Source organism: Burkholderia sp. RF7-non_BP4 (assembly GCF_001521935.1).
Lineage (GTDB): Bacteria > Pseudomonadota > Gammaproteobacteria > Burkholderiales > Burkholderiaceae > Burkholderia > Burkholderia diffusa.
Genome location: NZ_LOTA01000025.1, coordinates 248,172 through 271,854, shown reverse-complemented (window position 1 = coordinate 271,854; position 23,683 = coordinate 248,172). Strand labels below are relative to the sequence as shown.

The window sequence follows — 23,683 nt, the reverse complement described above, 5'->3', positions numbered from 1 at the left end:
CTGATGCTCTCCCATGAGTCATTTCGGTGTCTCAGAAAATCGATCGCTCGTTATACGTCGTCAACCATTTCAGTGCAAGGGGGGCGGGAATTCGGTCAATGTGGCCGGCATGCGATCTTTGCGGGCGAGTGGAGAGGTTGTTGACGACTGGGTTCAGCCAACAGCTGACGTCCGAGCCTCAAGTTCCTGCCCCTGTCGGAGACAGCAGATGCTGGAGGACACTTCCAATAGATTTCCTGCTTCAAACCGTCCTCTTATAATTCGGTAATTTTCTTTGCCTTGGAGTTTTGCAAAAAATCATACTCTTCCCTTGATGGAGCGTTTGGGCAGCCGTAAGAACGGTTTGGCGAACATAACCCAAAAGGACGCCACTGATCTTCCCTTTCCTTCTTTCCATTTCCTCTCCCAGCTCACGCGCCACTTGTATCAGCCAGCAGTATTCCACCCGCAGCTTCGTCTGCGCATGTCCGGAGGAGTATCGTTCTTTTAACGTCCCGGGAATGTATTGGAGCTGTCTTGGATGCAGTGCCGCTACATGCCTTACAAACAAATTTGGGGCAATATATGAAAGGATTGGTACGTCGTAGTACCGGCTCGGTCCGTTGTGAATCGTCAAGTCCTGCGAGAATCTCCATATGTCTTTGTCCATGACATTAAGGAATTCCAGCGCATCGGCAGGATATTTATTTTCAGCTGCCGTCGTAATCCGGTCTTTCGCATATGAAAGCAGTTTCCCGAATTGTGTGTTGTCCGGCGCCCTCCACCCCAGACCACCCCAACCCGTCAAAGTCCGAAGCGTAAGAAAACTCCGAGACTCTAAAATTTCACTCGATTTATAAAGGGAGTCAATATTTTTCTTGGCACTATCAATGATAGTGTCGAATGACTCCGCAATCGCACCGATACTTGATAGCTCCAGGAGAATTCCGCAGACATGCAGCAATATCCCGACATTCTTATACTGACCATTTAAGAATTTATCTTGGACAATTTTCGCGAGACTGGCAACCTCTTCGTCTGTCAGCGAATAAAGATCCCATAACAGGCGCCACTCTTCAGCATTATCACGCGCAAAATATTTGCTATGCAGTATGGCTTCCGAGAATTGATCTTCACTCACGAGACCAGTATCCAATAATTCCTGCCAAAGCTCTATGGAAAGCACCGCATCACTAGGTGAAAAGTGTGGATACTTTGACAAGACTTTCCTAAATATATCGTCTTCGCTGGAAGTTTTGCCTATTGCCTGCTGAAATTGAAAACCCGAAAGTTTGCCAATGTCTGAAACAGCAATGGATCCACTTTTTATTTCAATTGAAAAGACGACAAACGCCTTCAGAAGGTCCGTGCATAGATCGTCATGCCCCCTTGCCTTCTCAGGCAACATCTGGCCAATTCGAGTGAAGTCATGAAAAATCTGCCGAAGGTGTCGCAAATTAGAGTACCCAGAAGCCGAATGAAGATTCGCCACAAGCTCCTTCTTGCTTTGCAAGAAGCTGGCGAAGAAACTTGGTTCAAGCTCGCCTAGGAATGCATCAATTGCGTCGTTGACATTTGATTCAATTTCAAATGTTTTTCCGATAAGCTTTTCTTTTATTCTTCTATATTCGGCACCCTGCCGGCTTTCCTCTGTATCACGACGCAGCAGCTCCTCCTCATTTGCCACAAGAATGGCTTTGTAACCATCGTGCTCTACATAGTAGTTTATATATCCCATTAGATCTCCGATGGGAATCGAGCATCTTTCAATATCGTCGAAGACCAGCACAAGGCCTTCTGTATCCCGTAAGTATTTAGGCAGTTCGATGTCCGGCACATTGGCGCTAATACTGCCATCCGCCTTACCGTCTCCGTCCAAATCGATCTTCAATGTCCCTTTGAGCATGCCCTTCGCTACTTTTCCGGCAATGGCCATCCCTTTAGAGCCCAGGATTGGGTGCAATTGACGAAAAAATTCACTCTCTATATCTTTCGGTGAGCTCATTCCATACAAGCTAACATACAGTGCGCGACGCCCTTTTTTTTCTGCCTCACCAAATCCTGTGGAGTGCTCTAATTTATTTATAGAATCCTTCATGAACCAAGTTTTACCCGCACCCCAATTTGCCCGAATTAATACCGCATAACCCGGGGGCGACGGGAGATTGTAGTAATATGAGAGGAACTCGCCAATCTGCTTGTTTTTATTTTTCATTTCTACGATTTGGTAGGTTTATGGTTAGCCGAAGATTAAGCAAGAATTTTACTCTATTAGAGTATTTATCATCCATAGAATAATAGCTGGGTGAGAATACTGCAGCTTCCGCTGCGGGAGGGCGGGCGGAACGCAGTTGACAACCATTTTTAGGCGACGATCAAGAAGGGGGCTGAGCTAGCCGATCGACAAAGCCGCCCGGCTACTGGAAAGTGTAATAGAAGTCAGCCGCGGCCACCCTACTGGAGTAGCCACGCGAGGCGACGCAACCGTGTTCTTACAGGACACAACTGGCATATTCAGTTGCGCGCCAACCCAGCAAGGGAGACTGGCTGCTATGGGTCTATTTGAGCCGGTCCCTGGCCGCCGGGACCGCAGCAGGCCGAGTCCGGCCGAGACCGTGTAAAAACGCACGGAGAACGCCTCGAACGAGAAAACTACCGTTCAATTCACGCAGCCTCGATCCAAATCGGTTCGACGGGATGGTGCTCTTGAATTACGGCAACTGCGCACGCCATTTCCTTGGCGTCTCCCGCGCGAGCATGGCCCGCAAAATTCGTGACGAGTGCTCCTGTAGAGCGAAGCACCGCAATTTCTTCCTCAGTTAGCACGCCTGCGTCCACCCACAATTGATGGTCGTTGTTATCGCGCCATAGACTTTCGAATGCGGCAACCCCGATCTTCGAGCATGCAAAAAACACCATCTCCGTCTCCATTGTGTCGTGACTGGTCACGTGTTGAACGCATATATTGCCCGGAATTCAGATCAATCGCCTAGACTGAATCAACCTGCTAGCGCGAGAGGCGGAGATGGGGCGATTTGTCGAAGGTGCAAACCGCAATCAGGCAACGCTGCTGCCGGAATGTCTCGAAGACTTTATCGCCGAAGACAATCCCGTGCGGATAGTTGATGCATTCGTCGACGAGCTCGATCTGGCTTCGATGGGATTCGAGGGCACCACGCCTGCGAATACGGGCCGACCGTCTTACCATCCGGCCGTTCTGCTCAAACTCTACATCTACGGCTATCTAAACCGCGTGCAGTCGAGCCGACGTCTGGAGCGCGAGTGCCAGCGTAATGTCGAACTGATGTGGTTGACCGGGCGCCTCGCGCCGGACTTCAAGACAATCGCCGAGTTCAGACGCAACAACGGCGTCGGCATTCGCAATGTATGTCGGCGCTTCGTGGTGATATGCCGCGACTTGAAGCTCTTCACGCAAGCAGTCGTTGCCATCGACGGCAGCAAGTTCAAGGCCGTCAACAGCCGCGATAACAACTTCACGCCCAACAAGATCGCTAGGCGTCAGGAACAGATCGAACAGAGCATTCAGCGTTATCTGGATGCTCTGGAGACGGCGGATCGCACGCAGCCAGTCGAGGTGGAAGCCAAAACCGAACGGCTAAGAGAAAAGATCCAGACGCTGCGCGAGCAGATGCGGGAACTGGATCGAGCCGCAGAACTGTTGAATGACTTACCGGAAAAACAGGTCTCGCTGATTGATCCCGACTCGCGCTCGATGATGTCGCAGGCAAAAGGCACAGGCGTGGTGGGCTACAACGTTCAGGTGGCTGTTGATACGAAGCATCACCTCATCGTGACACACGAAGTGACGAACGTCGGTAGTGACCGCGCGCAGCTAAGCCCAATGGCCAAAGCCGCGCGCGAAGCGATGGGCAAGAAGAAGCTCAAGGCACTGGCCGATCGTGGATACTTCAATGCAACGGAAATCAAGGCTTGCGACGACGCGGGTATTGCGGCGCTGGTACCGAAAACACAGACATCAGGTGCAAAGGCGGATGGACGGTTCGACCGGGCCGAATTCATCTATATCGCCAGGGATGATCAGTACCTGTGCCCAGCAGGTCAACGTGCGATATACCGATACACCTCCTTCGAAGGCGCAAATCTGCTGGAGCTGCGAACGTACTGGAGTAGCGCTTGCCCGAAGTGCCCGATGAAAAGCCAGTGCACGCCGGCAGACTACAGACGCATCCGACGATGGGAACACGAGGCGGTGCTTGAGGCAATGCAGTCAAGACTGGATCGCCAGCTTGACGCCATGACGATACGGCGCCGGACGGTCGAACACGTGTTCGGCACACTCAAACACTGGATGGGCTCAACCCACTTCCAGACTCGCTGTTTGGGCCATGTTGCGGCCGAAATGAGTTTGCATGTACTGGCCTACAACCTCAAGCGGGTGATCAGGATACTCGGATTCGCAAAAACGATGCGAGCGATGAAGCTGGCAGGCGCGTGAACTCGCGAGCCGACGCTGCTTACCCGCAAAACACGATTACTTAATCTGCCTGCACCTCGGTCGAAAACAACTGAGCGCCCAACTGGGCGTCACCGGTCGGCCGTTCTGCGCGTTTTTACACGGCCTCGGCCATGAACGGTCGTTAACTGCGCCGGTCATTCGGACGTTCAGATGTGAGCCCTATCCGCAAACGGCCGTTCGAGTTCCACATACGGGCGTTGCTTTATCATTCTGTGCGGACATTGGGCCATTTCCCGAAATCCTCTCCTTCGACCGTACCCAGTCAGGATGTAGGATCGCTTTGAACTTGTGTGACGATCAAACGGACAAATACGACACTGTCGCGCGATGAATCACTAGTTTTCCGTCGCCACTAATAGCTTCCAGCGGATAGGCCCTTGATTGGCAGTATGTGTATGATGATTCTGAGGCGGGAGTATATGGTTCTTTGCTATCCCTATCTCGTGCCCGCAAGCGTTGCACCTGTAGATACCAGCGTCCGGGGCTTGTGTACCTGGATCGCGGAGAGAATCGAAATTTCCGTGCTGGTTTTGTTGCAAGTGATTGGAGTATTTGTAAAGCGCCATATGCCACCCCGTTTTGCGATATGTGGAGACAATTTATTTGAAACTGATTCAGTTGCCCATGAATCGGCGCAACCGTACCTCTATTTTTCCGTCGCATTGTCTGCAATTTCATTTCTTCTTTGGCGCTGCAACGCCTTGTTTCACCGCGACCGACTTGTCTGCCATGGTGCGGCCGGCAGAGGAGTGTCCTTTCGGCAACTCTTTGCCTGCATCTTTCAATTCTTTCGATGTCGGTGGCTTTATTGTTTCTTTTTTGGTAACCATTTGTGCACCCCATTGGCTAGTAATTTAGATGGGTAATACTATTTGAATGGCTACAGTGAGCCTAGGATGTTCAACGCGGCCCATAAAGAGGTGTTAACCCGAAGTTCTAACGTAATGAAAATACCGAGTTGCTTATCCTCGCCCAGTTTTGATGTTTGGACGTCGGTTCCAAGCTAGGACCCGCCATTTACACCGGAGTACATTGATGGTCCGCTTCGGGTCGGTAGCGGCCCATCCATAAAAGTGCGGGCGTAGGTTTCAGCGTAGCTTTGTGCGTCGGGCCTTGTCAGATAAGGCGCAGGTACTGCTGCATCATTGGAGTGACGGTTGCAGGTGTTGATGCGGATTGCATGCTCATGTCACGGCGAAAAGTTGCTTTGGCTGTTCGACTATAGCAGCGGCGCGCATTGGGCCGCTCAAAGTTCGACGTTCAGCAGTTAACGATGGTCATGGGCGGCGGCTTCCGGCGACAAAGCGCCATCACTATGCGCCGCTGATTGGACGTTCAGGTGTCGGCTCCATCCCGCAAGCGGCAATCCCTTTGAAGGACTAACATTCTCAGTTACGAATGAGTTCAACGAATACGGGTTGTCGTTTTTGGCATCCTGCTCCTCGCGACGCAGTACGGAACACTAAAACACGTTTACATCGTCGCCGTCCTTGACAAAGTCTTTTGTATATGGGGTGCCACCATTCACCGAGATTAAAAGTGTGGCTTCATCGGAGCCGTTCCCCGTCGCTGGGATTGAGGCGCTACAGCTGTCTTGTGCGACCGGGCCGTTAAATATAACCACTCCATTGTTGTTCTGATCTTTGACGACGATTGTCGTGTCGCCGATAGCGTTTGGCGTACAAACTCTAAAATTGACAGTGGCCATGGCAGCTCCCACTAGGGCGTAACCCTGTCCGATGCAGCTCACGCAGGCGTAAATTAAGACCTTGTTTCGCTTGCTGACGAAGCAGGTGGTAAGGGCTCTTGGCGACATCAGCCGTTACCACACTCTAGGTTACCGTTGTGATTCCAGATCTGCAGCATTCCAGTTTGCGGGTTCAGACACGAGCAAATATCGATTGAGGAACTATGGCTGCACCCGTACAGTCCGCAGCTGGAGCCAGTCGGGCAGTTGCCGCAATAGAGAATACCTCCGCTCACTTTGCAGGCATTGCACGACTCCTGGAAGGTTCCGGGCGGCAAGGCGGTGCTGGAATATGGACATATCTGAGCACTTGCGCACTCCATGAAGCAGGAAAATGACGACGCAACAAGAATGGCAGCAGCGGCTAACGGACGACGCATGATCAATCTCCAAAAAGAGAATGCATTTTGAAGATGCTTCGCGATCAACTTTCTCGCCTGAGTCAGCGTAGACCAAATGATTTACAAACGACTTTCACGACTTCGCCGAAACGATAGAATGTCGGACAGAGCAAGGGGTGTTCCAAAGGTAATGAGTCCCCTTCGATCAAGAACTCGCTGATCAGAGTGACCCAGGCTCGAGGCCGGCCCCTGAATTTTGCGGCTCGCTACTTCGCCCGCAATCGGACGCGGTCACACTTCGTGCTCTTGGTCCAGAACGATTCTCCCGGTGGTGGCTACTTCAGGCTGGATGTCCGTCTGCGGAATGGCCGCGGAACGTTATACGGCCACTGTTCCCACGAGCGCTCTGCGTACCCCTCGCCTCCACAGCCCGCAACGTGTGATGACGATCCGCTGGGAACATCCCACACGGGGGCTAAATTGCTTTCCAAATCGTCATAAACTTATTCTGATTTGCTAGAAGTTGCGGTATGTAATCGTCTCTGAGAAAATCGTTGCGTCCCCGAAGGAGCAGACATGGCGAAGCCGTCAAAGAACACTTCAGAGCAAGAGGGCGAAATCACCGTCTCGATGGTCAGGTTCACGATGAAGGGATCCGACGCGAGCCTTCAAAAGGGACTCGATGCGATCAAGGCCGCATTCTCTCAATCCGGATTTGGCATCGTCCAGGAAGCGAAACCTCAGCTTCGAGGCCCCTCTGCGCCTCGTCTCGCAGCCGCCAACGGTGAGGAGGGGGAGCCAGAACTTGTCGAGGAAGTGCCGCAGGATTCAGACGTAGAAGATGCGACACCAGCCGCTGCCCCCGCTCCAAAGAAGCAGGGAGCTCCCAAAAAGCCGAAAAACTTCAAGGTCATGAAGGAGTTGAAGTTCGACGACTCCGCTCCGACGCTCGAGGCGTTCATAAACGAAAAGAAGCCCTCGACGCATCTTGATCGCTACCTGTGCATTGCGTATTGGTTTAAGCACACCGTCGGGGTTGAGGACCTGACAACAGAACACTTCTTCACCGCGTACATGCACTATGACTGGTCGTTGCCAGGGAACGCGGCAACACCCATCGCCGACCTGAGACACCAGAAGCGTCAACTTTTCGTCGCAGGAGTGATGCCGGGCACATGCACCATAAACAACGCTGGTGAGCGGCGAGTTCGGGAAATGGGGAAGGCTGACACTTGAAGGACGTTCAACACTTCATCTCGCCGATCAAGGACTTCAATCAGAAATCTGCGCCGTACCAGATTGAGGTCTTTGGCTGGTTTTTCCACGAAGTTAAGGGGCAGGAGTATTTCAGCCCGGCAGATATTCGTGCCTGCTACGACGCTGTGCATCTTCCGATTCCGAACGTCTCCGCGGCGCTTGCCAAAATCTTGGAGAAGCGGCCAGTCCGCGCCATTCGGAGCCCAAAGGGCTATAAGCTCGCGAGCGCAGTTCGGGGAGAAATGGAAAAGCTCCTACCGGTGCGGTCTAGCTCGGTGGCGACAACGGCTCTGCTAGACGGCTTGGTGGTCAAGATCACGAACCCGACACACAAGGTCTTCTTGAACGAGGCGCTCGTTTGCTTCAAGCATGGCGCGTACCGCGCAGCCATTGTGATGATGTGGAACCTGACATACTCCCATGTCCTTGACCGCATCTACTGCGGCCACGTGACTGCCTTCAATGGCCAGAAATCCAAGACTTACGCCAAGCTTCCAGACATCACAAAGCTGACCGACTTCGAAGACTACGGCGAACGTCAGGTGATCGAAATCTGCCGCGGGGCGCGCATCTTCGATGCCACCGTCTGCAAGACCCTGACGGATCGTCTGAATCGTCGCAACTCTGCGGCTCACCCTTCGTCCGCGGCTTTCACCCCTGTACAAGCTGAAGATCAAATCACCGATCTGGTAAACAACGTTTTGTTGAACCCGAACGTATGAACTGGTGGCTCACCATTCCGTCTTGGCTGGTCGCAGGCTATTTTGGGATCGGCTTTGTCATAAAGGCCGGATTTCCGCCGAAAACTGAATCGCTCATCGGCGATGCACTGTTTGTCGCGTTGACACTTTTCTTCCTATTCTTGCCGTTCTTCAACAAGATCAAGATCGGTTCGTGGATCGAACTGGAGCGTGAGGTCAAGGAAGCAAAGAAGGAAGCGGCGGCGGCCAAGGAAGAGCTGCGTGAGTTCAAGAATGAGGTGCGGAACACGATGAGCGCTGTCTCGACCAACTTGGCGACGCAACGAGTCTCGACACAGGTCCATGTGCATGGCACAAGTCCTGAACAGCTACGCGAAGCGCAAAAAAAGCTCGGCGAAAACCTCAATCCGGTCGATCAGTCGACCGTTGAGAAGTACGAGCGGACGATCCGCGCGCAGCAAGACGGAGACATCCCGCTCATGCTTGCCAAGGTTCGGATGGACATTGAACGCTTGCTGCGCCGGATCGTCGGGGCAAGGTTGATTGTGGCGAATCCTGGCGACGATCCAATCAAGCTTGCCACCATGAGGCAGCTCTTTCAGAGGTTCATCCAAACCGATCCTTCGTACGAGTACCTTGCGAAGCCCTTCAAGTACGTCAACAACGTGTGCAATGCAGCGATCCACGCTCAGCCTGTCAGCCTGGAACAGGCGGACGAAGCACTCCGACTTGGAGCTCAGATCATCGAGGTGCTTGGAAAACATCAAGACGCTTCTGACGGCGAGTCTGCCTTTGCATGAAGGCCGCAGACCACGACAAGCGGCCGACAAGGACGAATGCGTCTTTGACATCGTCAGGCGCTACCGTGAGCTGCGGCCTGATATCGGCAAGAAGTGTGCTAAGTCGCAGGCGATTCAGACTTCAATAAGCTCAAAGATCTGATATCGGTAAAGGCAGCCGAAAAGTGGTTCAAGGGGCCGCACTAGATGGACTCCGCGAATGTCAACGCCATCATCAGCGCCGTATCGGGGCTCGCGGGCGTCGGCATCGGCGCATTGCTAAACTATGTGGCCGAAACAGTGAAGTCAGCTGGCGACCGCGACCGACGGCTAACGATTGCAAAGCAGACGCCGGCGTTAGCCATGCAGAAGACCGCTTCGGGTCGATCGCTGCCGAAAACCGACTTCCCCGTCGAACGCACCACCACCCGCCGCTATGAACCCACCGACATTGCGCCAATGAGGTCCGCCTAAACCCAACCCAGCCCCCTCAAAAAATCGACCTCCCCGTATAAGTCGTCAACCACTCCAGCGCCAACGTCCCCGCCAACGAGTTCCCGTTCGCATCGAGCCCCGGCGCCCACACGCACACGGCCATGTCGCCCGGCAGCACCGCGACGATCCCGCCGCCGACCCCGCTCTTGGCGGGCAAGCCGACGCGATAAACGAAGTCGCCCGCCGCGTCATAGGTGCCACAGGTCAACATCAGCGCCGACAATCGCTTCGCCGAACTCGCATCGACGACCCGCTCGCCGGTGACGGGCGCGATGCCGCCGTTCGCGAGAAACAGCGCCGCTTGCGCAAGCTCGATGCAGTTCATCGTGATCGCACACTGGCGGCAATACGCGTCCACCACGATGTCGGGCGGCATCTGCATGTTCCCGAAGCTCGCCATGAAATGTGCCATCGCGCGGTTGCGTTCCGCATGTTCCAGTTCCGACAGCGCGACGCGCGAATCGTAGTCGACGTCGCCAACACCGATCAGCCGCCGCACGAATTCGACGAGCGCCGTCTCGGCCTTGACGAAGCGGCGGCACAGCACGTCGGTGACGACCAGCGCGCCGGCGTTGATGAACGGGTTGCGCGGCTTGCCGCGCTCGCTTTCGAGCTGAACGAGCGAATTGAACGCGGTGCCGGACGGCTCGCGGCCGACCCGTTCCCACAGCGCATCGCCCAGCAACTGGAACGCGAGCGTGCATGCGAACAGCTTCGAGATGCTCTGGATCGAGAAGCGCTCCTGCGCGTCGCCGACGGTGTAAACGTTTCCGTCCAGCGTCACGACGGCCATCCCGAACTTGTCGGCGGGCACTTTCGCGAGCTCGGGAATGTAGTCGGCAACGCGTCCCTGGCCGATCCAGGGGGCGAGTTCGGCGTGGATGCGTTCGAGGATCGGCTGATAGTTCATCGCGTACGAGGCAGGGCGGGCGCGGAGCCCGGTTTTCAAAGAGCCCGTATGGAACCGTTTCGGCGCCGATTCGTCAAGCGTGGCAGCCATCGCGCCCTTATTCTCCAGATCTTCGAACGGGCAATCGGCGGGCGCAGTATCATGCGGTACGTTTCGGCCGATGGCCGGCGGCCGGCGCAAGCCCGCCGCCGCCACGGTCTCCCCGTATGATCCGACCGTTGCCCATGTCTTTTCGCATCCTGCTCGTCGAAGACGACACCCGCCTGTCCACGCTGATCGCCGGCTACCTGCGCAAGAACGACTACGAAGTCGACACTGTGCTGCACGGTGACGCCGCCGTGCCGGCGATCCTGTCCACGCGCCCGGATCTCGTCATTCTCGACGTGAACCTGCCGGGCAAGGACGGCTTCGAGATCTGCCGCGAGGCGCGCAAGCAGTACGACGGCGTGATCATCATGGTGACGGCGCGCGACGAGCCGTTCGACGAGCTGCTCGGCCTCGAATTCGGCGCCGACGACTACGTGCACAAGCCGGTCGAGCCGCGCATCCTGCTCGCGCGGATCAAGGCGCAGCTGCGCCGCGTCCCCGCGCGCGCGGCCGAGGGTGCCGCGCCGCAGCCGGAGCGCTACACGTTCGGCCAGTTCTCGATCGACCGCACCGACCGTTCGGTCGTGCTGCCGGGCGGCAGCTCACCCGACCTCACGTCGGCCGAGTTCGACCTGCTGTGGGTGCTGGTGTGCCACGCGGGAGAAGTCGTCAGCCGCGACGACCTGATGCTGCAGCTGCGCGGCGTCGAGTTCGACGGTCTCGACCGCACGATCGACGGGCGCATCTCGAAGCTGCGCCGCAAGCTGCACGACGACGCGGGCAACCCGCAGCGGATCAAGACGATCCGCAGCAAGGGTTACCAGTTCAGCAAGCATGCGTGGGAATGACGCCGGCCCGGCACGACGCCGTCGGCCGCCGCATCCCCGCATCGCACGATAGCCGGAAGCCGCGATGATCCGACGCACCCCTTCGCATCCCGACGCAGCGCCGCTTTCGGCGCCGCGCTATGTCAAATGGCGCTGGCTGCATTTCCGCCGCGCGTGGACCGACACGCGCGCCGACCGCATTCCGAGCTGGTCGCGCCTGTACGTGCGGACTTACCTGCATCTGCTCGGCCTCGTGCTGCTGACCGCGCTCGTGCCGGCGCTCGCGTTGTGCGTGGTGCTGTCGCCGGAAGTCGTGTGGCACGCGTTCGACGCGCTGCCGGGCGATATCTGGATCGTGCTCGCGTTCGTGTTCGCCGCGCCCGCGCTCGCCGCGTATCGGTGGATGCGGCCGGTCTGGTCGGATCTCGTGATGGTGCGCGAGCGCGCGATCGACTTCACCGGCGGGCGCTTCAACACGCGCGCGCGGGAGTCGCACAGCGTGATCATCGGCCCGCTCGCGCGCACGCTGAACGCGCTCGCGATGCGCATGGAACGGCTGATCGCCGCGCAGCGCGACCTGACGAACGGGATCTCGCACGAGCTGCGCACGCCGCTCGCGCGCGTGCGCTTCGCGCTCGAGATGCTGCGCGAACCGGGCTCCGCCGCCGAATACAACGGTGCGCTGGAGAGCATCGCGCAGGACGTGACCGAGCTCGAGGAGCTGATCGACATGAGCCTCACGTATGCGCGGCTCGAATACAGCTCGCTGCAGTCGAACCTCGAACTGACCGCGCCCGTCGCGTGGTTCGAGCACCAGATCAGCGACGCGCAGCTGCTGTATCCGGAGCGCGCGATCGAGTCGCGCATCGCGATCGCGTCGGACCTGCGCGTGAAGATGGACCGGCGGCTGATGTCGTATGCGATGCGCAACCTGCTGCGCAACGCGAGCAAATATGCGGCGTCGCGGATCGTCGTCGGGATCGCGATCGAGCACGGCAACATCGCGATCTTCGTCGAGGATGACGGCCCGGGCGTGCCGGAGAGCGAGCGCGAGCGGATCTTCGATGCGTTCGTGCGTCTCGACCGCCGCACGGGCGGCTACGGGCTCGGCCTCGCGATCACGCGGCAGGTGCTTCACGCGCACAACGGCCGGATCGCGGTCGTCGATCCGGTCGAACTCGGCGGCGCGCGCTTCGAGATCAGCTGGCCGATCTGAGCGCCGTCAGTACGTGCGGCCGAGCTGCAGGTAGATGTTGCGCCGGCCGCCCGGCGCGAGCGCGACACCCATGTACAGCGGACCGAATGCAGTCGACAGACTCGTGAAGAACGTGTAGCTCTGCTTGAGCGTGCCGCCGCCGACGTTCACGCCGCTCGACCACACGTTGCCGACTTCCGCGCTGGCGCCAACCGACAGCGCCTTGATCGGGGACGCGTTGAAGGTCATCAGCTGGTTCATGTAGGTCACGTTGCCGTACGCGAGTTCGTTGCCGGTCAGCTGGTCGGCCGCATACGCGGCCAGATGCTGGAACCCGCCGAGCGTGAAGTTGAACGCGTTGATCAGGTTGGTGCCGCCGATGCTCTTGCCGCCCTCGATCGTTGCACTGACGCTGTGCCGGCCGAACTGCTGCGCGATCATCGCCTTGCCGTAGAGCTCGGTATAGGGCGTGTTGGACGCATCGGCGAGGTCCTGGGCGGACTGGGTGTTGTGCGACCACAGCGACCGTTCGACACGGAATTCGCCGTAGTAGCCGCGCCGCGGGAACATCGGATCGTCGAGCTGATCGATGACGAGCCGCGCACGCGCAGTCAGCGCCTGTGACGTGAAGCTCGGCCAGATCAGCGTCGAGCTGCCGTCGTCGAACGGGAATGGCAGGTTGTAGTTCGGCGAGCCATGCCCCGTCGCGTAGCCGATACCCATCCGGAAGTCGCCGAGCCGTGCGATCGGCAGGCCGAAGTCGAGCCCAGTGCGCGCCGTCTGCATCAAGTATTGATTCAGCTTCACCTCGCCGCTGTTGTCGTACAGGTTCACGTAGCGGCGCTGGTATTCCGCATAGGGCGAAATGTAGAAGCCGTACGCGGCCGGCAGCGGCTGGCGCAATTCGACGCGCGCCGACTGCAGATCGCTGCCGATCGTCGTGTCCGCGCGGAACTCGAGACCCGATTCGGTGAGCCACGGCCGCCGGTAGCCGACGTGCAGGCGGAAGCCGCCCTCGTCGGTCGAGCTGCTCGACATGCCGACGCCGAACAGCAGGAAATTCGGCCCCCAGTATTTCTCCCGCGCATCGATCTCGAGCACGTTCTCGTCGCCGTGGCTCACGATCTGCTGCGTCACGCTCTCGAAATTGCCGCCGGTCGTCAGCCCGAGCAGGTCCTGGCTGACGGTCGCGGGATCGTAGGTGTCGCCCGGTTTCACATGCAGCGCGTCGCTGACGACACGCTTCGGCACGCCGCCGGTCGTCTTGATCTCGATCCGCGTGATGCGGATCGGCGGCGGCAGCGGCTGCGCATGCGCGGACCGGTAGGCCGCGTACTGTTCCGGCGTGAGCGCGAAGTGCCTGAGGCGCGGCAGCGCCGCGGTCGCGGCGGCCGCGCCGGCGGCGATCGCCTGCTTCGCGTTCTGGAAATCGGTGAACGCGAGCGCGCCGAGGTCGGGCGTGAGCAGCACGTCCTGCGCGGCGAGCTGCTTGCGCTGCGACGTCACGTTCTGGCGGATCAGGATGCCGACCATCTGCTGCATCACGTCGGCCGGCGACGCGAGCGCGTCGAGCGGGCGCAGCGGCGAGCCGATGTCGACGGCGATCACGACCTTCGCCCCCATCTGGCGCGCGGTGTCGACCGGCAGGTTGCTGACGAGCCCGCCGTCGACGAGTGCGCGGCCGTTGATCTCGGCCGGCGCGAACAGGCCGGGCATCGCCATGCTCGCGCGGATCGCGAGCGGCAGCGAGCCGTGGTCGAGCACGACCATCTGGCCCGTCTGCAGGTCGGTCGCGACCGCGCGATACGGGATCGGCAGCTGGTCGAACGGCTGGTTGGTCGGCACGGCGGCGGTCCAGTTCGCGAGCAGCGCCTGCAGCCGGTTGCCCTGCACGAGGCCGACCGGCGCCTTCACGCCTTTCTTGCCGAAGCCGAGCGTCAGGCTGTTGATGTACAGTCGCTCGTCCTCGCGGCTGCTTTGCGGCAGGTCCGCGCGGTCGGTCACGTCGAACGCGATGTCGGCCAGGTTCACCTCCGACAGCTGCTTCTGCATCTCGTCGGCGGCCATCCCGCTCGCATACAGGCCGCCGACCACGGCGCCCATGCTGGTGCCGGCGATGCAGTCGATCGGAATGCGGTTCTCCTCGAGCACCTTCAGCACGCCCAGGTGCGCGTATCCGCGGGCGCCGCCGCCGGACAGCACGAGGCCGATCGCCGGCCGGCCGGCCGGGCCGCCGTCGGCGTTGCAGGTCGGCGCGGGCTTGGCGGCGGGGGCGGCGGCCGTCGTGGCGAGCGCGCCCGGTGCGGCGGCAGTGGCCGCCGTCACGGGGCCGGCGGGGGTGTCGGCGGCCGGCAAGGGCTGGGCGGCAACGGTGCAGCACCAGAGCGCAACGAGCGTTGCGCCGAGTGGGCGCACCCCGAGCCAGCGGGGAAAAGCGGTCGCTGTCATGGAGGAATACCTGGCGTGATCGGTCGTCGGACGCCTGCCGGGAGCAGGCAAGACCGAGAGATTACCGTGTTTTACAAGCGCGACGCGAGAGGCCGATGCGTAGCCGCGGGCCTGCCGAAACGCACATTTGGCAATCTCGTCGCGAAAAAATCATCGGAATTGTCTAAAGTACCGGAACCATTTGCCGCTAAGTCCGTGATGGGGCGGTAAAAGCGCGCCGCGGGGACGCGGCCTGGCCATTTCGGCCGGTTTGTTCAAAAAAAAGGCTTGATATGTCGACACCGCTGTTCGGAAAGTTGTTTGCGCAACCCGTTGCGATCGACCCTGGAACGGCGAGTACGCGGATTTATACGCACGAGCGCGGCGTGGTGCTGAACCAGCCGTCGGTGGTCTGCTTTCGCAAGGGCGGCGCGACCGACGCGCGACCGACGCTCGAAGCGGTCGGCGAGCTCGCGAAGGCGCTGCTCGGCCGTGAGCCGGGGCATCTGGAGGCCGTGCGGCCCATGCGGCATGGCGTGATCGCCGATGCGCACGCCGCCGAGCAGATGATCCGCCGCTTCATCGACATGTCGCGCACGCGTTCGCGTTTTGGCCGCCGCGTCGAGGTCACGCTGTGCGTGCCGTCGGATGCGACGGCGGTCGAGCGCCGCGCGATCCGCGAGGCCGCGTTCGCCGCCGGTGTATCGGACGTCGAACTGATCGAGGAAGCGCTCGCCGCCGGGCTCGGCGCGGGCCTGCCGGTGACCGAGCCGGTCGGCTCGATGGTGATCGATATCGGCGGCGGGACGACCGAAGTCGCGGTGATCGCACTCGGCGGCATCGTCTACCGCGAGGCGATCCGCGTGGGCGGCAACCAGTTCGATGCGGCGATCGTCAACCACGTGCGCAACCTGTACGGCGTGCTGCTCGGCGAGCAGACCGCCGAGCGCGTGAAGAATTCGATCGGCTCGGCCACCAGCGCGGTGCCGCGCACGTCGACGCGCGCGATCGGGCGCGGCGTCGCGGACGGCCTGCCGCGCTCGATCGAGCTGTCCAACCACGACGTGGCGGACGCGCTGGCCGCACCGCTCAAGCAGGTGATCGGCGCGGTGAAGTCGGTGCTGGAAAATGCGCCGGCCGAACTCCTGACCGACATCGCGCATCGCGGCGTGGTGCTCACGGGCGGCGGCGCGCTGCTCGCGGGCCTCGAACGCCTGCTGCGCGACGAGACCGGGCTGACCGCGCGGATCGCCGACGAGCCGGCCACCTGCGCGGTGCGCGGCGCGGGGGAGGCGATGGGGCGGCTCGCGACGTGTCCGGTGGATTGACGCCGGCCGGGCCGGCGCATTGGCGTTCCTCGCCGGTCTTTCGAACCCCGAATCTCCAGCATGCCGAACGTCGTCCGGATTCTCCGGACATGCTCGGCAGGTCGTATCGACCGCGTTACCTGGACAGGCGCGAGCGCGTCGTGGCAGCATGCCGGGCCGTATGCCGTGCAAACCGGCGGCACGCTTCCCCAGGAGTCCGACACCTTTGAACCAGCGTTTCAAGAAGGGCCGTGCGGCCCGGATCGGCCGCGTGCTGGCCGCATTCGCGTGTTTGTGGATCGTCGCGGCCGTCGTGCTCGTCGGAACCGGGATGCGGATGCCGAGCGCGCCGGCCGACGTCGCGGTGATCTTCGGCAATGCGCTCGACGACGGCGGCGCGCCGAAACCGGTGCTCGCGGCGCGGCTCGATGTCGGCGTGCGCTGCTACCGCACCGGGCAGTGTCCGGCGTTCCTCGTCAGCGGCGCGATCGACGGCCCCGGGCTGAACGAGGCGACCGCGATGCGCGACTATCTGGTCGCGCGCGGCGTGCCGGCCGACCGGATCGCCGTCGACGACCAGGGCGACAACACGCTCGCGACCGCGCAGCGCGCGCGCGCGTACATGCAGGCGCACCGGATGTCGCGCGTGCTGATTGTCAGCCAGTATTACCACCTCGCGCGGGCGCGCCTCGCGTTCGAGCGGGTCGGCATCGCGCCCGCGAACATCTTCGCCGCGTTTCCGCGCGGCTTCCAGTGGCGCGATATCTATTCGAGCTGGCGGGAAGTGCCCGCATACGCGATCTACGCACTGCGCCTGTGGCTCGATCCCGGTGCGCGACCCATGTCGTTCCGGCCGATGCTCTATCTGATGAGCCTGTTTTCGTAACACGCCGTGCCGGCCGGGAATCGATCGATTTCACGGCTTTCATTTTCATTTCAAAACGGCGATTTCACGTGCGCCTGATTCGAACGTGCCTGGCGGGGCGTTGAAAATCCGTGCTTTCAATTATGCAAATGAAATGGATCCGGATAATGTGTGCCGGCTGCCGCCGTCGTCATTCATATCGCACCGCGAAAATCCAGCCGGCGATTCAGTGCGAAATATCGGTGTTTTCACGGATTCCGCGGCGTCGGTAGCTTGGCCCCGGATTTTTCCGGAATGACCGGGAAGCCCGCGTAAGCCGGTCGCTTCGCGCATTTCCCCAAGTAAAAAATACGTATTCGATTGACCTCGATCAGATAACCAAACATCGACTGGAAAACCGTGTTTTTTTGATATAGCCTAGTCTGACAAAAGCAGGCGGAAATCAAATCAACCAGAAAGTCGCTGCATAAAAAAACGAGGGGTCACGATCATGGCATCCGGTTAGTTTTGCGTTCGCAAACGAGAATCGATTAACCAGCAGTTCATCCACGAATAAACCGACGTCGTTCCGCGACCGCCGGAGGGCACGCTTGCGTCCCGGATTTTCCGCTGTCGCCGGTCCGATCAGCATCCATGCCGATGATGAGGGGAAGCATGAACATTGCGCATTCGAAGAAGAGTGGGGAGCCGTTTCCGAGATTCCTGTTGCCGACGGGGGTTTTCCTGGCATTGTCCGGCGCGGGCATCGTTCCCGCGTACGCGACCTGCAGCACGGCGGGCACCACGGTAACCTGCTCGGGCGTCGCGAATCCGCTGGCGCCGAGCTATGCGAACAGCGCGAACAACCTGAACGTCACCGTCAATCCCGGCGCGAGCGTCGGCGTGCTGCTGGGCGTCGGCGGCACCGCGATGTCGCTGACCGGGAACAACAACACGCTGACCAACAACGGCTTGATCGACCCGTCCGCGCTCGGCTCGGGGCTCGGCGTGCTGTCGAGCGGGGCGGTGGTCGGCAATGCGTCGGCGAGCAACACCACCGTCACCAACAACGGCACGATGAACGGCTCGACCGGGGTGGCGATCAGCGGCGTGACCGGCATGGCGCTGTCGGTCCAGAACGGCACCGGCGGCACGTCGACCATCAACAACACCGGCACGATCGGCTCGAATCCGCTGGTCGGCGCGACGCTGTCCGGCGCGGATGCACCCGTGGTCGCCGCGTACGGCGGCGGCAGGGTCAACATGACGAACAGCGGGACGATCAACGGCCGCGTGTCGCTCGGCACCAACGGTACGCCCGGGCAGGGCAACACGTTCACGAACTCGGGCACGATCAACGGCGGCGTGTCGATGGGCGCGAACAGCAACAACACGTTCAACGCGGTGACGGGCTCGTCGGTCAACGCGGCGGGCGGCACCGGCGGCGCGTTCAACATCACGATCGGCCCGAACACGATCAACGTGGCGGCGACGGGCATCGTCGACGGCGGCGCGGGCGGCAACAACACGCTGAACCTGCAGCAGGGCACCTCCGCGAACGGCACGATCGCGGTCAACAATTACATCAACTTCAATCATCTCGACGTCACGAGCGGCAACTGGACGATCAACGGCCCGTCGACCGCGCAGGACGCGACGCTCGCGGGCGGCGTCGCGATCATCAACGACAACGCGTCGCTCGGCACGGGCACGATCACGGCCAACGGCGGTGCGTTGCAGGCGGGCACGGCGGGGCTCAACGTGTCGAACAACGTGGCGCTCGGCACCGCGCTGACGGTGCAGGGCGCGACCGGGCTCACGCTGTCGGGCACGGTGTCGGGCAGCGGCGCGCTGACGAAGAACGACGGCGGCACGCTGACGCTGTCGGGCGCCAACACCTATGCGGGCGGCACGAACTTGAACGGCGGCGGCCTCGTGGCCGGCAACAACCTGGCGCTCGGCACGGGCGCGCTGAACGTCAATGCGGCGGCGTCGCTCGACACGAGCGCGAGCGTCACGCTCAACAATGCGGTCAATCTCAACAACAGCGCGACGCTGACGCTCGGCGGCAGCAACGACCTCGGGCTGTCCGGCACGATCAGCGGAAACGGCGGCCTGGTGAAGAACGGCGCGGCGACGCTGTCACTGAGCGGCGTGAACACCTACACGGGCGACACGACGATCGTCAGCGGCACGCTCGCGCTGAGCGGTGCGGGCAGCCTCGCGGCGACCGGCACGGTGAACCTGACCGGCGCTGGCGCGACATTCGACCTGGGCGGCGCGTCGGGCGCGCGGACGATCGGCGCGCTGTCCGGCGCGGCCGGCACGAACGTGACCCTCGGCGCCAACACGCTGACGCTCAACGGCACCGTCAACGCAACCTACGCGGGCACGATCGGCGGTGCGGGCAGCGTGACGCTGTCCGGCCCCGGCACGCAATCGCTGACCGGCACGAACACGTATACGGGCGGCACGAACCTGAACGGCGGCAACCTCGTCGTCGGCAGCAACGCGGCGCTGGGTTTGGGCGCGGTGAACGTCAACGGCTCGTCGACGCTCGATGCGACCACCAACGTGTCGCTCGCGAACGGCATCAACGTCGCCACCGGCACGACGCTGACCGTGGTCGGCAGCACCGATCTCGGGCTCGGCGGCACGATCTCCGGCGGCGGCGGGCTCGTGAAGAACGGCGCGGCGACGCTGACGCTGAACGGCGCGAACAACTACACGGGCGGCACGACGCTGAACGCGGGCGTCCTCGCGCTCGGCAATGCCGCGGCCCTCGGTACCGGCACGCTGACCGTCGGCGGCGCGGCGACGCTCGATGCGACCACGAACCTGGCGATCGGCAACGCGATCGATCTCGGCGCGAGCACGGCGCTCACGCTGGGCGGCAGCAATGCACTCGGGCTGGGCGGTGGGATTTCCGGCACGGGCGCGCTGGTGAAGAACGGCGCGGCGACCGTGACGCTGACGGGCGCGAACACGTATACGGGCGGCACGACGATCAACGCGGGCACGCTGGCGATCGGCGCGGGCGGCAGCCTGGCGGGGACCGGCGCGATGAATCTGGCGAACGCGGGCGCGACGCTCGACCTGAGCGGTGCGACCGCGGGCACGCAGTCGATCGGCGCGCTGGACGGCGTGGCCGGCAGCAACGTGAATCTCGGCGCCAACACGCTGACGCTGGGCGGGACGACCGGCGGCACGTTCAACGGGGCGATCGGCGGCACCGGCAGCCTGACGCTGGCCGGCACCGGCACGCAGACGCTGAACGGCGCAAGCACCTATTCGGGCGGCACGAACCTCAATAGCGGCGGCCTGGTGCTCGGCAACGCAGCGGCACTCGGCACCGGCGCGCTGAACGTCGGCGGCGCGGCGACGCTCGATACGAACGCGAGCCTGTCGATCACCAACGCGGTCGATCTCGGCACGGGCGCGACGCTGACGCTCGGCGGCAGCAACGCGCTCGGATTGAGCGGCGCGATCTCCGGCGCGGGCGCGCTCGTGAAGAACGGCGCGGCGACCACGACGCTGACGGGCGCGAACACGTACACCGGCGGCACGACGATCAACGCGGGCACGCTGGCGGTCGGCGCGGGCGGCAGCCTGGCCGCGACCGGCGCGATGAATCTCGCGAACGCGGGCGCGACGCTCGACCTGAGCGGTGCGACGGGTGCGCAAACGCTCGGCGCGTTGTCGGGCGTGGCCGGGAGCAACGTGAATATCGGCGCCAACGCGCTGACGCTGGGCGGGACGGGCAGCGGCACGTTCAACGGGGCGATCGGCGGGACCGGCAGCCTGACGCTGGCCGGCACCGGCACGCAGACGCTGAACGGCGCGAGCACCTATTCGGGCGGCACGAACCTCAATAGCGGCGGCCTCGTGCTCGGCAACGCCGCGGCACTCGGCACCGGCGCGCTGAACGTCGGCGGCGCGGCGACGCTCGATACGAACGCGAACCTGTCGATGACGAATGCGATTGCTCTCGGCACGGGCGCGACGCTGACGCTCGGCGGCAGCAATACGCTCGGATTGAGCGGCGCGATCTCCGGCACGGGCGCGCTCGTGAAGGACGGCGCGGCGACCACGACGCTGACGGGCGCGAACACGTACACCGGCGGCACGACGATCAACGCGGGCACGCTGGCGGTCGGCGCGGGCGGCAGCCTGGCGGCGACCGGCACGATGAACCTCGCCGGCACCGGCGCGACGCTCGACCTGAGCAGCGCGTCGGGCGCGCAAACGCTCGGCGCGCTGTCGGGCGTGGCCGGCAGCAACGTGAGCCTCGGCGGCAACGCGCTGACGCTGGGCGGAACCGCCAGCGGCGTGTTCGGCGGGGTGATCGGCGGGACCGGCGGCCTGACGGTCGCGGGCACCGGCATCCAGACGCTGACGGGCGCGAACACGTACACGGGCGGCACGACGATCGCGGCGGGCGGCACGCTGCAGCTCGGCAACGGCGGCACGTCGGGCAGCGTGGTCGGCAATGTCGTCGACAACGGCGCGCTGATCTTCAACCAGTCCGCCCACGTGACGCTCGCGAGCGTGCTGTCCGGCACCGGCTCGCTGACCCAGGCCGGCAGCGGACAACTGACGCTGACGGGCCTCAGTACGCTGAGCGGTCCCACCACCGTCGCCGCGGGCACGCTCGCCGTCGACGGTTCGCTCGGCCAGTCGACCGTGACCGTGCAGAGCGGCGCGACGCTGACGGGCACCGGCACGGTCGGCGGCGTCGTCGTACAGAGCGGCGCGTTCGCGGCCGTGTCGCAGCCGGGCGCGGCGCTGAACGTCGCCGGCAACGTCACGTTCCAGCCGGGCTCGACGCTCCAGGTCGCGGTCACGCCGCAGCAGGGCGGCAGCATCGCGGCGAGCGGCGCGGCCACGCTGAACGGCGGCACCGTGCAGGTGCTCGCGAACCAGGCCAGCTACCAGCCGACCACGAAGTACACGATCCTCACCGCATCGTCGGGCGTGCAGGGCACGTTCAGCCAGGTGAATTCGAACTACGCGTTCCTGATGCCGACGCTCAGCTACGATCCGGATCACGTGTACCTGCAGCTCGTCACGAACGGCACGTCGCTGCCCGATGTCGCGACGACGCCGAACCAGCGCGCGGTCGCGACCGCGATCGGCGCGCTCGGCACGGGCAATCCGCTGTACGACACGATACTGACGACCGACGCGGCCACCGCGCGCCGGGCCTACGGGATGCTCGACGGCGAACTGCAGGCGAGCCTGAAGAGCATGCTGCTGCTCGACAGCCGCTACGTGCGCGATGCCGTCACCGATCGCGTGCGCCAGGGCCTCGCACCCGGATCGGGGCCGCTCGCCGCGCTGTCCTCGGGCGGCGCCGCGCTGTGCGGCGACAACACGGCCGGTGTCGCCGACCCGACGTTGCCGCCGGAACGCCGGATCGGTTCGCGCGAAGGATGCTATGGCGGCACGCCGTATCAGCCGGTGGTCTGGGGGCAGGCGTTCGGCGGCCGCAGCAGGCTCGCGGGCGACGGCAACACGTCGGCGATCAACCGCAGCATGACGGGCTTCATCGCCGGTGCCGACATGGCGCTCAACGACAAGTGGCGTGCCGGCCTGGCCGCCGGCGTCACGCACAGCTCGCTCGACAACGACCAGAGTTCGTCGGCGTCGGTCAACAGCTATTACCTGTCGCTGTACGGCGGCGCGCAGTACGGTGCGCTCGGCGTGCGCGGCGGCGCGTCGTACACGTGGTACCGGATCAACAGCGACCGCAATCCGGGCTTCGCGGGCTTCTCCGATCACGATTCGGCCGGCTACAACGCGCATTCCGCGCAGGTGTTCGGCGAAGTCGGCTATGCGCTGCCGGTCGGGCCGGTCGCGCTCGAACCGTTCGCGGGTCTTGCCTACGTGAACCTGCATACCGACGGCTATACGGAAAGCGGCGGCGCGGCCGCGCTGCGCGCCGGCGGCGAGACGACCCACGTCGGTTTCTCGACGCTCGGCGTGCGTGCCGCGTCGCAGCTCGGCACGATCGCGAGCGGCACGTTCACCGCGCGCGGGACGGTCGGCTGGCGGCACGCGTTCGGCAACGTGCAGCCGTCGTCGGCGTTCACGTTCGCGAACGGCGGTACGTCGTTCCAGGTGTCGGGCGTGCCGATTGCTCGCGACAGCGCGGTGCTCGAAGCGGGTATCGACGCGACCATCACGAAGCGCCTGACGCTCGGCCTCACGTTCAGCGGCCAGTACGGCAGCGGCGTGCGTGACAACGCGGTGCTCGGCAACATCCTGTGGAAATTCTGAGCGCCGCCTG

General features: G+C 62.2%; 16 protein-coding genes. 10 read left to right on the top strand and 6 right to left on the bottom strand.

The window, feature by feature from the left end; translation table 11 throughout:
* Positions 1–241 precede the first annotated feature (241 nt).
* Both WS49_RS09490 and WS49_RS09485 read right to left on the bottom strand, forming a co-directional pair.
* Positions 242–2,194 carry a P-loop NTPase fold protein gene (locus WS49_RS09490; RefSeq protein ID WP_156441372.1) on the bottom strand — a complete coding sequence of 651 codons (1,953 nt, stop codon included), beginning with the start codon at positions 2,192–2,194 and terminating at the stop codon, positions 242–244.
* Positions 2,195–2,643: 449 nt separating this feature from the next.
* Complete coding sequence (locus WS49_RS09485; RefSeq protein WP_155624433.1) at positions 2,644–2,898, bottom strand: hypothetical protein; 255 nt, start codon at positions 2,896–2,898, stop codon at positions 2,644–2,646.
* Between the two features lie 106 nt (positions 2,899–3,004).
* Between WS49_RS09485 and WS49_RS09480 the strand changes: the two genes are divergently transcribed.
* A complete protein-coding gene (locus tag WS49_RS09480) occupies positions 3,005–4,456 on the top strand; it encodes an IS1182 family transposase (protein ID WP_059526974.1) in 1,452 nt (483 codons plus the stop codon).
* 695 nt (positions 4,457–5,151) lie between these two features.
* Here the strand turns inward: WS49_RS09480 and WS49_RS34925 are convergent.
* Both WS49_RS34925 and WS49_RS34920 read right to left on the bottom strand, forming a co-directional pair.
* Positions 5,152–5,307 (bottom strand): hypothetical protein, encoded by a 156-nt coding sequence (locus WS49_RS34925; RefSeq protein WP_156441371.1) that lies wholly within the window; start codon positions 5,305–5,307, stop codon positions 5,152–5,154.
* Positions 5,308–5,939: 632 nt separating this feature from the next.
* A complete protein-coding gene (locus WS49_RS34920; protein ID WP_156441370.1) occupies positions 5,940–6,185 on the bottom strand; it encodes a hypothetical protein in 246 nt (81 codons plus the stop codon).
* Positions 6,186–7,141: 956 nt separating this feature from the next.
* On the opposite strand from WS49_RS34920, the gene WS49_RS09475 reads away from it, so the two are divergent.
* The 4 genes from WS49_RS09475 (at position 7,142) to WS49_RS09460 (ending at position 9,776) form a co-directional block, all read left to right on the top strand.
* Positions 7,142–7,801 carry a hypothetical protein gene (locus WS49_RS09475; protein ID WP_059526972.1) on the top strand — a complete coding sequence of 220 codons (660 nt, stop codon included), beginning with the start codon at positions 7,142–7,144 and terminating at the stop codon, positions 7,799–7,801.
* Positions 7,798–8,544 carry a hypothetical protein gene (locus tag WS49_RS09470; RefSeq protein ID WP_059526969.1) on the top strand — a complete coding sequence of 249 codons (747 nt, stop codon included), beginning with the start codon at positions 7,798–7,800 and terminating at the stop codon, positions 8,542–8,544. Before WS49_RS09475 ends, WS49_RS09470 begins: the two co-directional genes overlap by 4 nt.
* Positions 8,541–9,323: a hypothetical protein gene (locus tag WS49_RS09465; protein ID WP_059526966.1), complete on the top strand. Its 783-nt coding sequence runs from the start codon at positions 8,541–8,543 to the stop codon at positions 9,321–9,323. Before WS49_RS09470 ends, WS49_RS09465 begins: the two co-directional genes overlap by 4 nt.
* Positions 9,324–9,509: 186 nt before the next feature.
* A complete protein-coding gene (locus tag WS49_RS09460; RefSeq protein ID WP_059526963.1) occupies positions 9,510–9,776 on the top strand; it encodes a hypothetical protein in 267 nt (88 codons plus the stop codon).
* Between the two features lie 16 nt (positions 9,777–9,792).
* Here the strand turns inward: WS49_RS09460 and WS49_RS09455 are convergent, their stop codons facing one another.
* Positions 9,793–10,707 carry a glutaminase gene (locus tag WS49_RS09455; RefSeq protein ID WP_059526960.1) on the bottom strand — a complete coding sequence of 305 codons (915 nt, stop codon included), beginning with the start codon at positions 10,705–10,707 and terminating at the stop codon, positions 9,793–9,795.
* A gap of 224 nt (positions 10,708–10,931) precedes the next feature.
* Here WS49_RS09455 and WS49_RS09450 point away from each other — a divergent pair, with 224 nt between their 5' ends.
* Positions 10,932–11,642, top strand: coding sequence for a response regulator (locus WS49_RS09450; RefSeq protein WP_059526956.1), 711 nt, complete (start codon positions 10,932–10,934; stop codon positions 11,640–11,642).
* 64 nt (positions 11,643–11,706) lie between these two features.
* A complete protein-coding gene (locus tag WS49_RS09445) occupies positions 11,707–12,837 on the top strand; it encodes an ATP-binding protein (protein ID WP_059526953.1) in 1,131 nt (376 codons plus the stop codon).
* Between the two features lie 6 nt (positions 12,838–12,843).
* Here the strand turns inward: WS49_RS09445 and WS49_RS09440 are convergent, their stop codons facing one another.
* Positions 12,844–15,264, bottom strand: a complete 2,421-nt coding sequence (locus tag WS49_RS09440; RefSeq protein WP_059526938.1) for a patatin-like phospholipase family protein — start codon at positions 15,262–15,264, stop codon at positions 12,844–12,846.
* Positions 15,265–15,536: 272 nt separating this feature from the next.
* On the opposite strand from WS49_RS09440, the gene WS49_RS09435 reads away from it, so the two are divergent.
* The 3 genes from WS49_RS09435 to WS49_RS09425 all read left to right on the top strand — a co-directional run bounded on the left by WS49_RS09435 (position 15,537) and on the right by WS49_RS09425 (position 23,673).
* Positions 15,537–16,571 carry a rod shape-determining protein gene (locus tag WS49_RS09435; protein ID WP_059526935.1) on the top strand — a complete coding sequence of 345 codons (1,035 nt, stop codon included), beginning with the start codon at positions 15,537–15,539 and terminating at the stop codon, positions 16,569–16,571.
* A 205-nt stretch (positions 16,572–16,776) separates the two neighbouring features.
* A complete protein-coding gene (locus WS49_RS09430) occupies positions 16,777–17,436 on the top strand; it encodes a YdcF family protein (RefSeq protein ID WP_156441369.1) in 660 nt (219 codons plus the stop codon).
* A gap of 633 nt (positions 17,437–18,069) precedes the next feature.
* On the top strand, positions 18,070–23,673 hold the full coding sequence (locus WS49_RS09425; RefSeq protein WP_059526929.1) for an autotransporter domain-containing protein: 5,604 nt from the start codon (positions 18,070–18,072) through the stop codon (positions 23,671–23,673).
* The last annotated feature ends 10 nt before the right edge of the window (positions 23,674–23,683 follow it).

Bases quoted from the DNA above. Each gene is read 5' to 3' on its own strand.
- WS49_RS09490 (WP_156441372.1), bottom strand. From the start codon at position 2,194: ATGAAAAATAAAAACAAGCAGATTGGCGAGTTCCTCTCATATTACTAC.
- WS49_RS09485 (WP_155624433.1), bottom strand. From the start codon at position 2,898: ATGGTGTTTTTTGCATGCTCGAAGATCGGGGTTGCCGCATTCGAAAGT.
- WS49_RS09480 (WP_059526974.1), top strand. From the start codon at position 3,005: ATGGGGCGATTTGTCGAAGGTGCAAACCGCAATCAGGCAACGCTGCTG.
- WS49_RS34925 (WP_156441371.1), bottom strand. From the start codon at position 5,307: ATGGTTACCAAAAAAGAAACAATAAAGCCACCGACATCGAAAGAATTG.
- WS49_RS34920 (WP_156441370.1), bottom strand. From the start codon at position 6,185: ATGGCCACTGTCAATTTTAGAGTTTGTACGCCAAACGCTATCGGCGAC.
- WS49_RS09475 (WP_059526972.1), top strand. From the start codon at position 7,142: ATGGCGAAGCCGTCAAAGAACACTTCAGAGCAAGAGGGCGAAATCACC.
- WS49_RS09465 (WP_059526966.1), top strand. From the start codon at position 8,541: ATGAACTGGTGGCTCACCATTCCGTCTTGGCTGGTCGCAGGCTATTTT.
- WS49_RS09460 (WP_059526963.1), top strand. From the start codon at position 9,510: ATGGACTCCGCGAATGTCAACGCCATCATCAGCGCCGTATCGGGGCTC.
- WS49_RS09455 (WP_059526960.1), bottom strand. From the start codon at position 10,707: ATGAACTATCAGCCGATCCTCGAACGCATCCACGCCGAACTCGCCCCC.
- WS49_RS09450 (WP_059526956.1), top strand. From the start codon at position 10,932: ATGTCTTTTCGCATCCTGCTCGTCGAAGACGACACCCGCCTGTCCACG.
- WS49_RS09445 (WP_059526953.1), top strand. From the start codon at position 11,707: ATGATCCGACGCACCCCTTCGCATCCCGACGCAGCGCCGCTTTCGGCG.
- WS49_RS09440 (WP_059526938.1), bottom strand. From the start codon at position 15,264: ATGACAGCGACCGCTTTTCCCCGCTGGCTCGGGGTGCGCCCACTCGGC.
- WS49_RS09435 (WP_059526935.1), top strand. From the start codon at position 15,537: ATGTCGACACCGCTGTTCGGAAAGTTGTTTGCGCAACCCGTTGCGATC.
- WS49_RS09425 (WP_059526929.1), top strand. From the start codon at position 18,070: ATGAACATTGCGCATTCGAAGAAGAGTGGGGAGCCGTTTCCGAGATTC.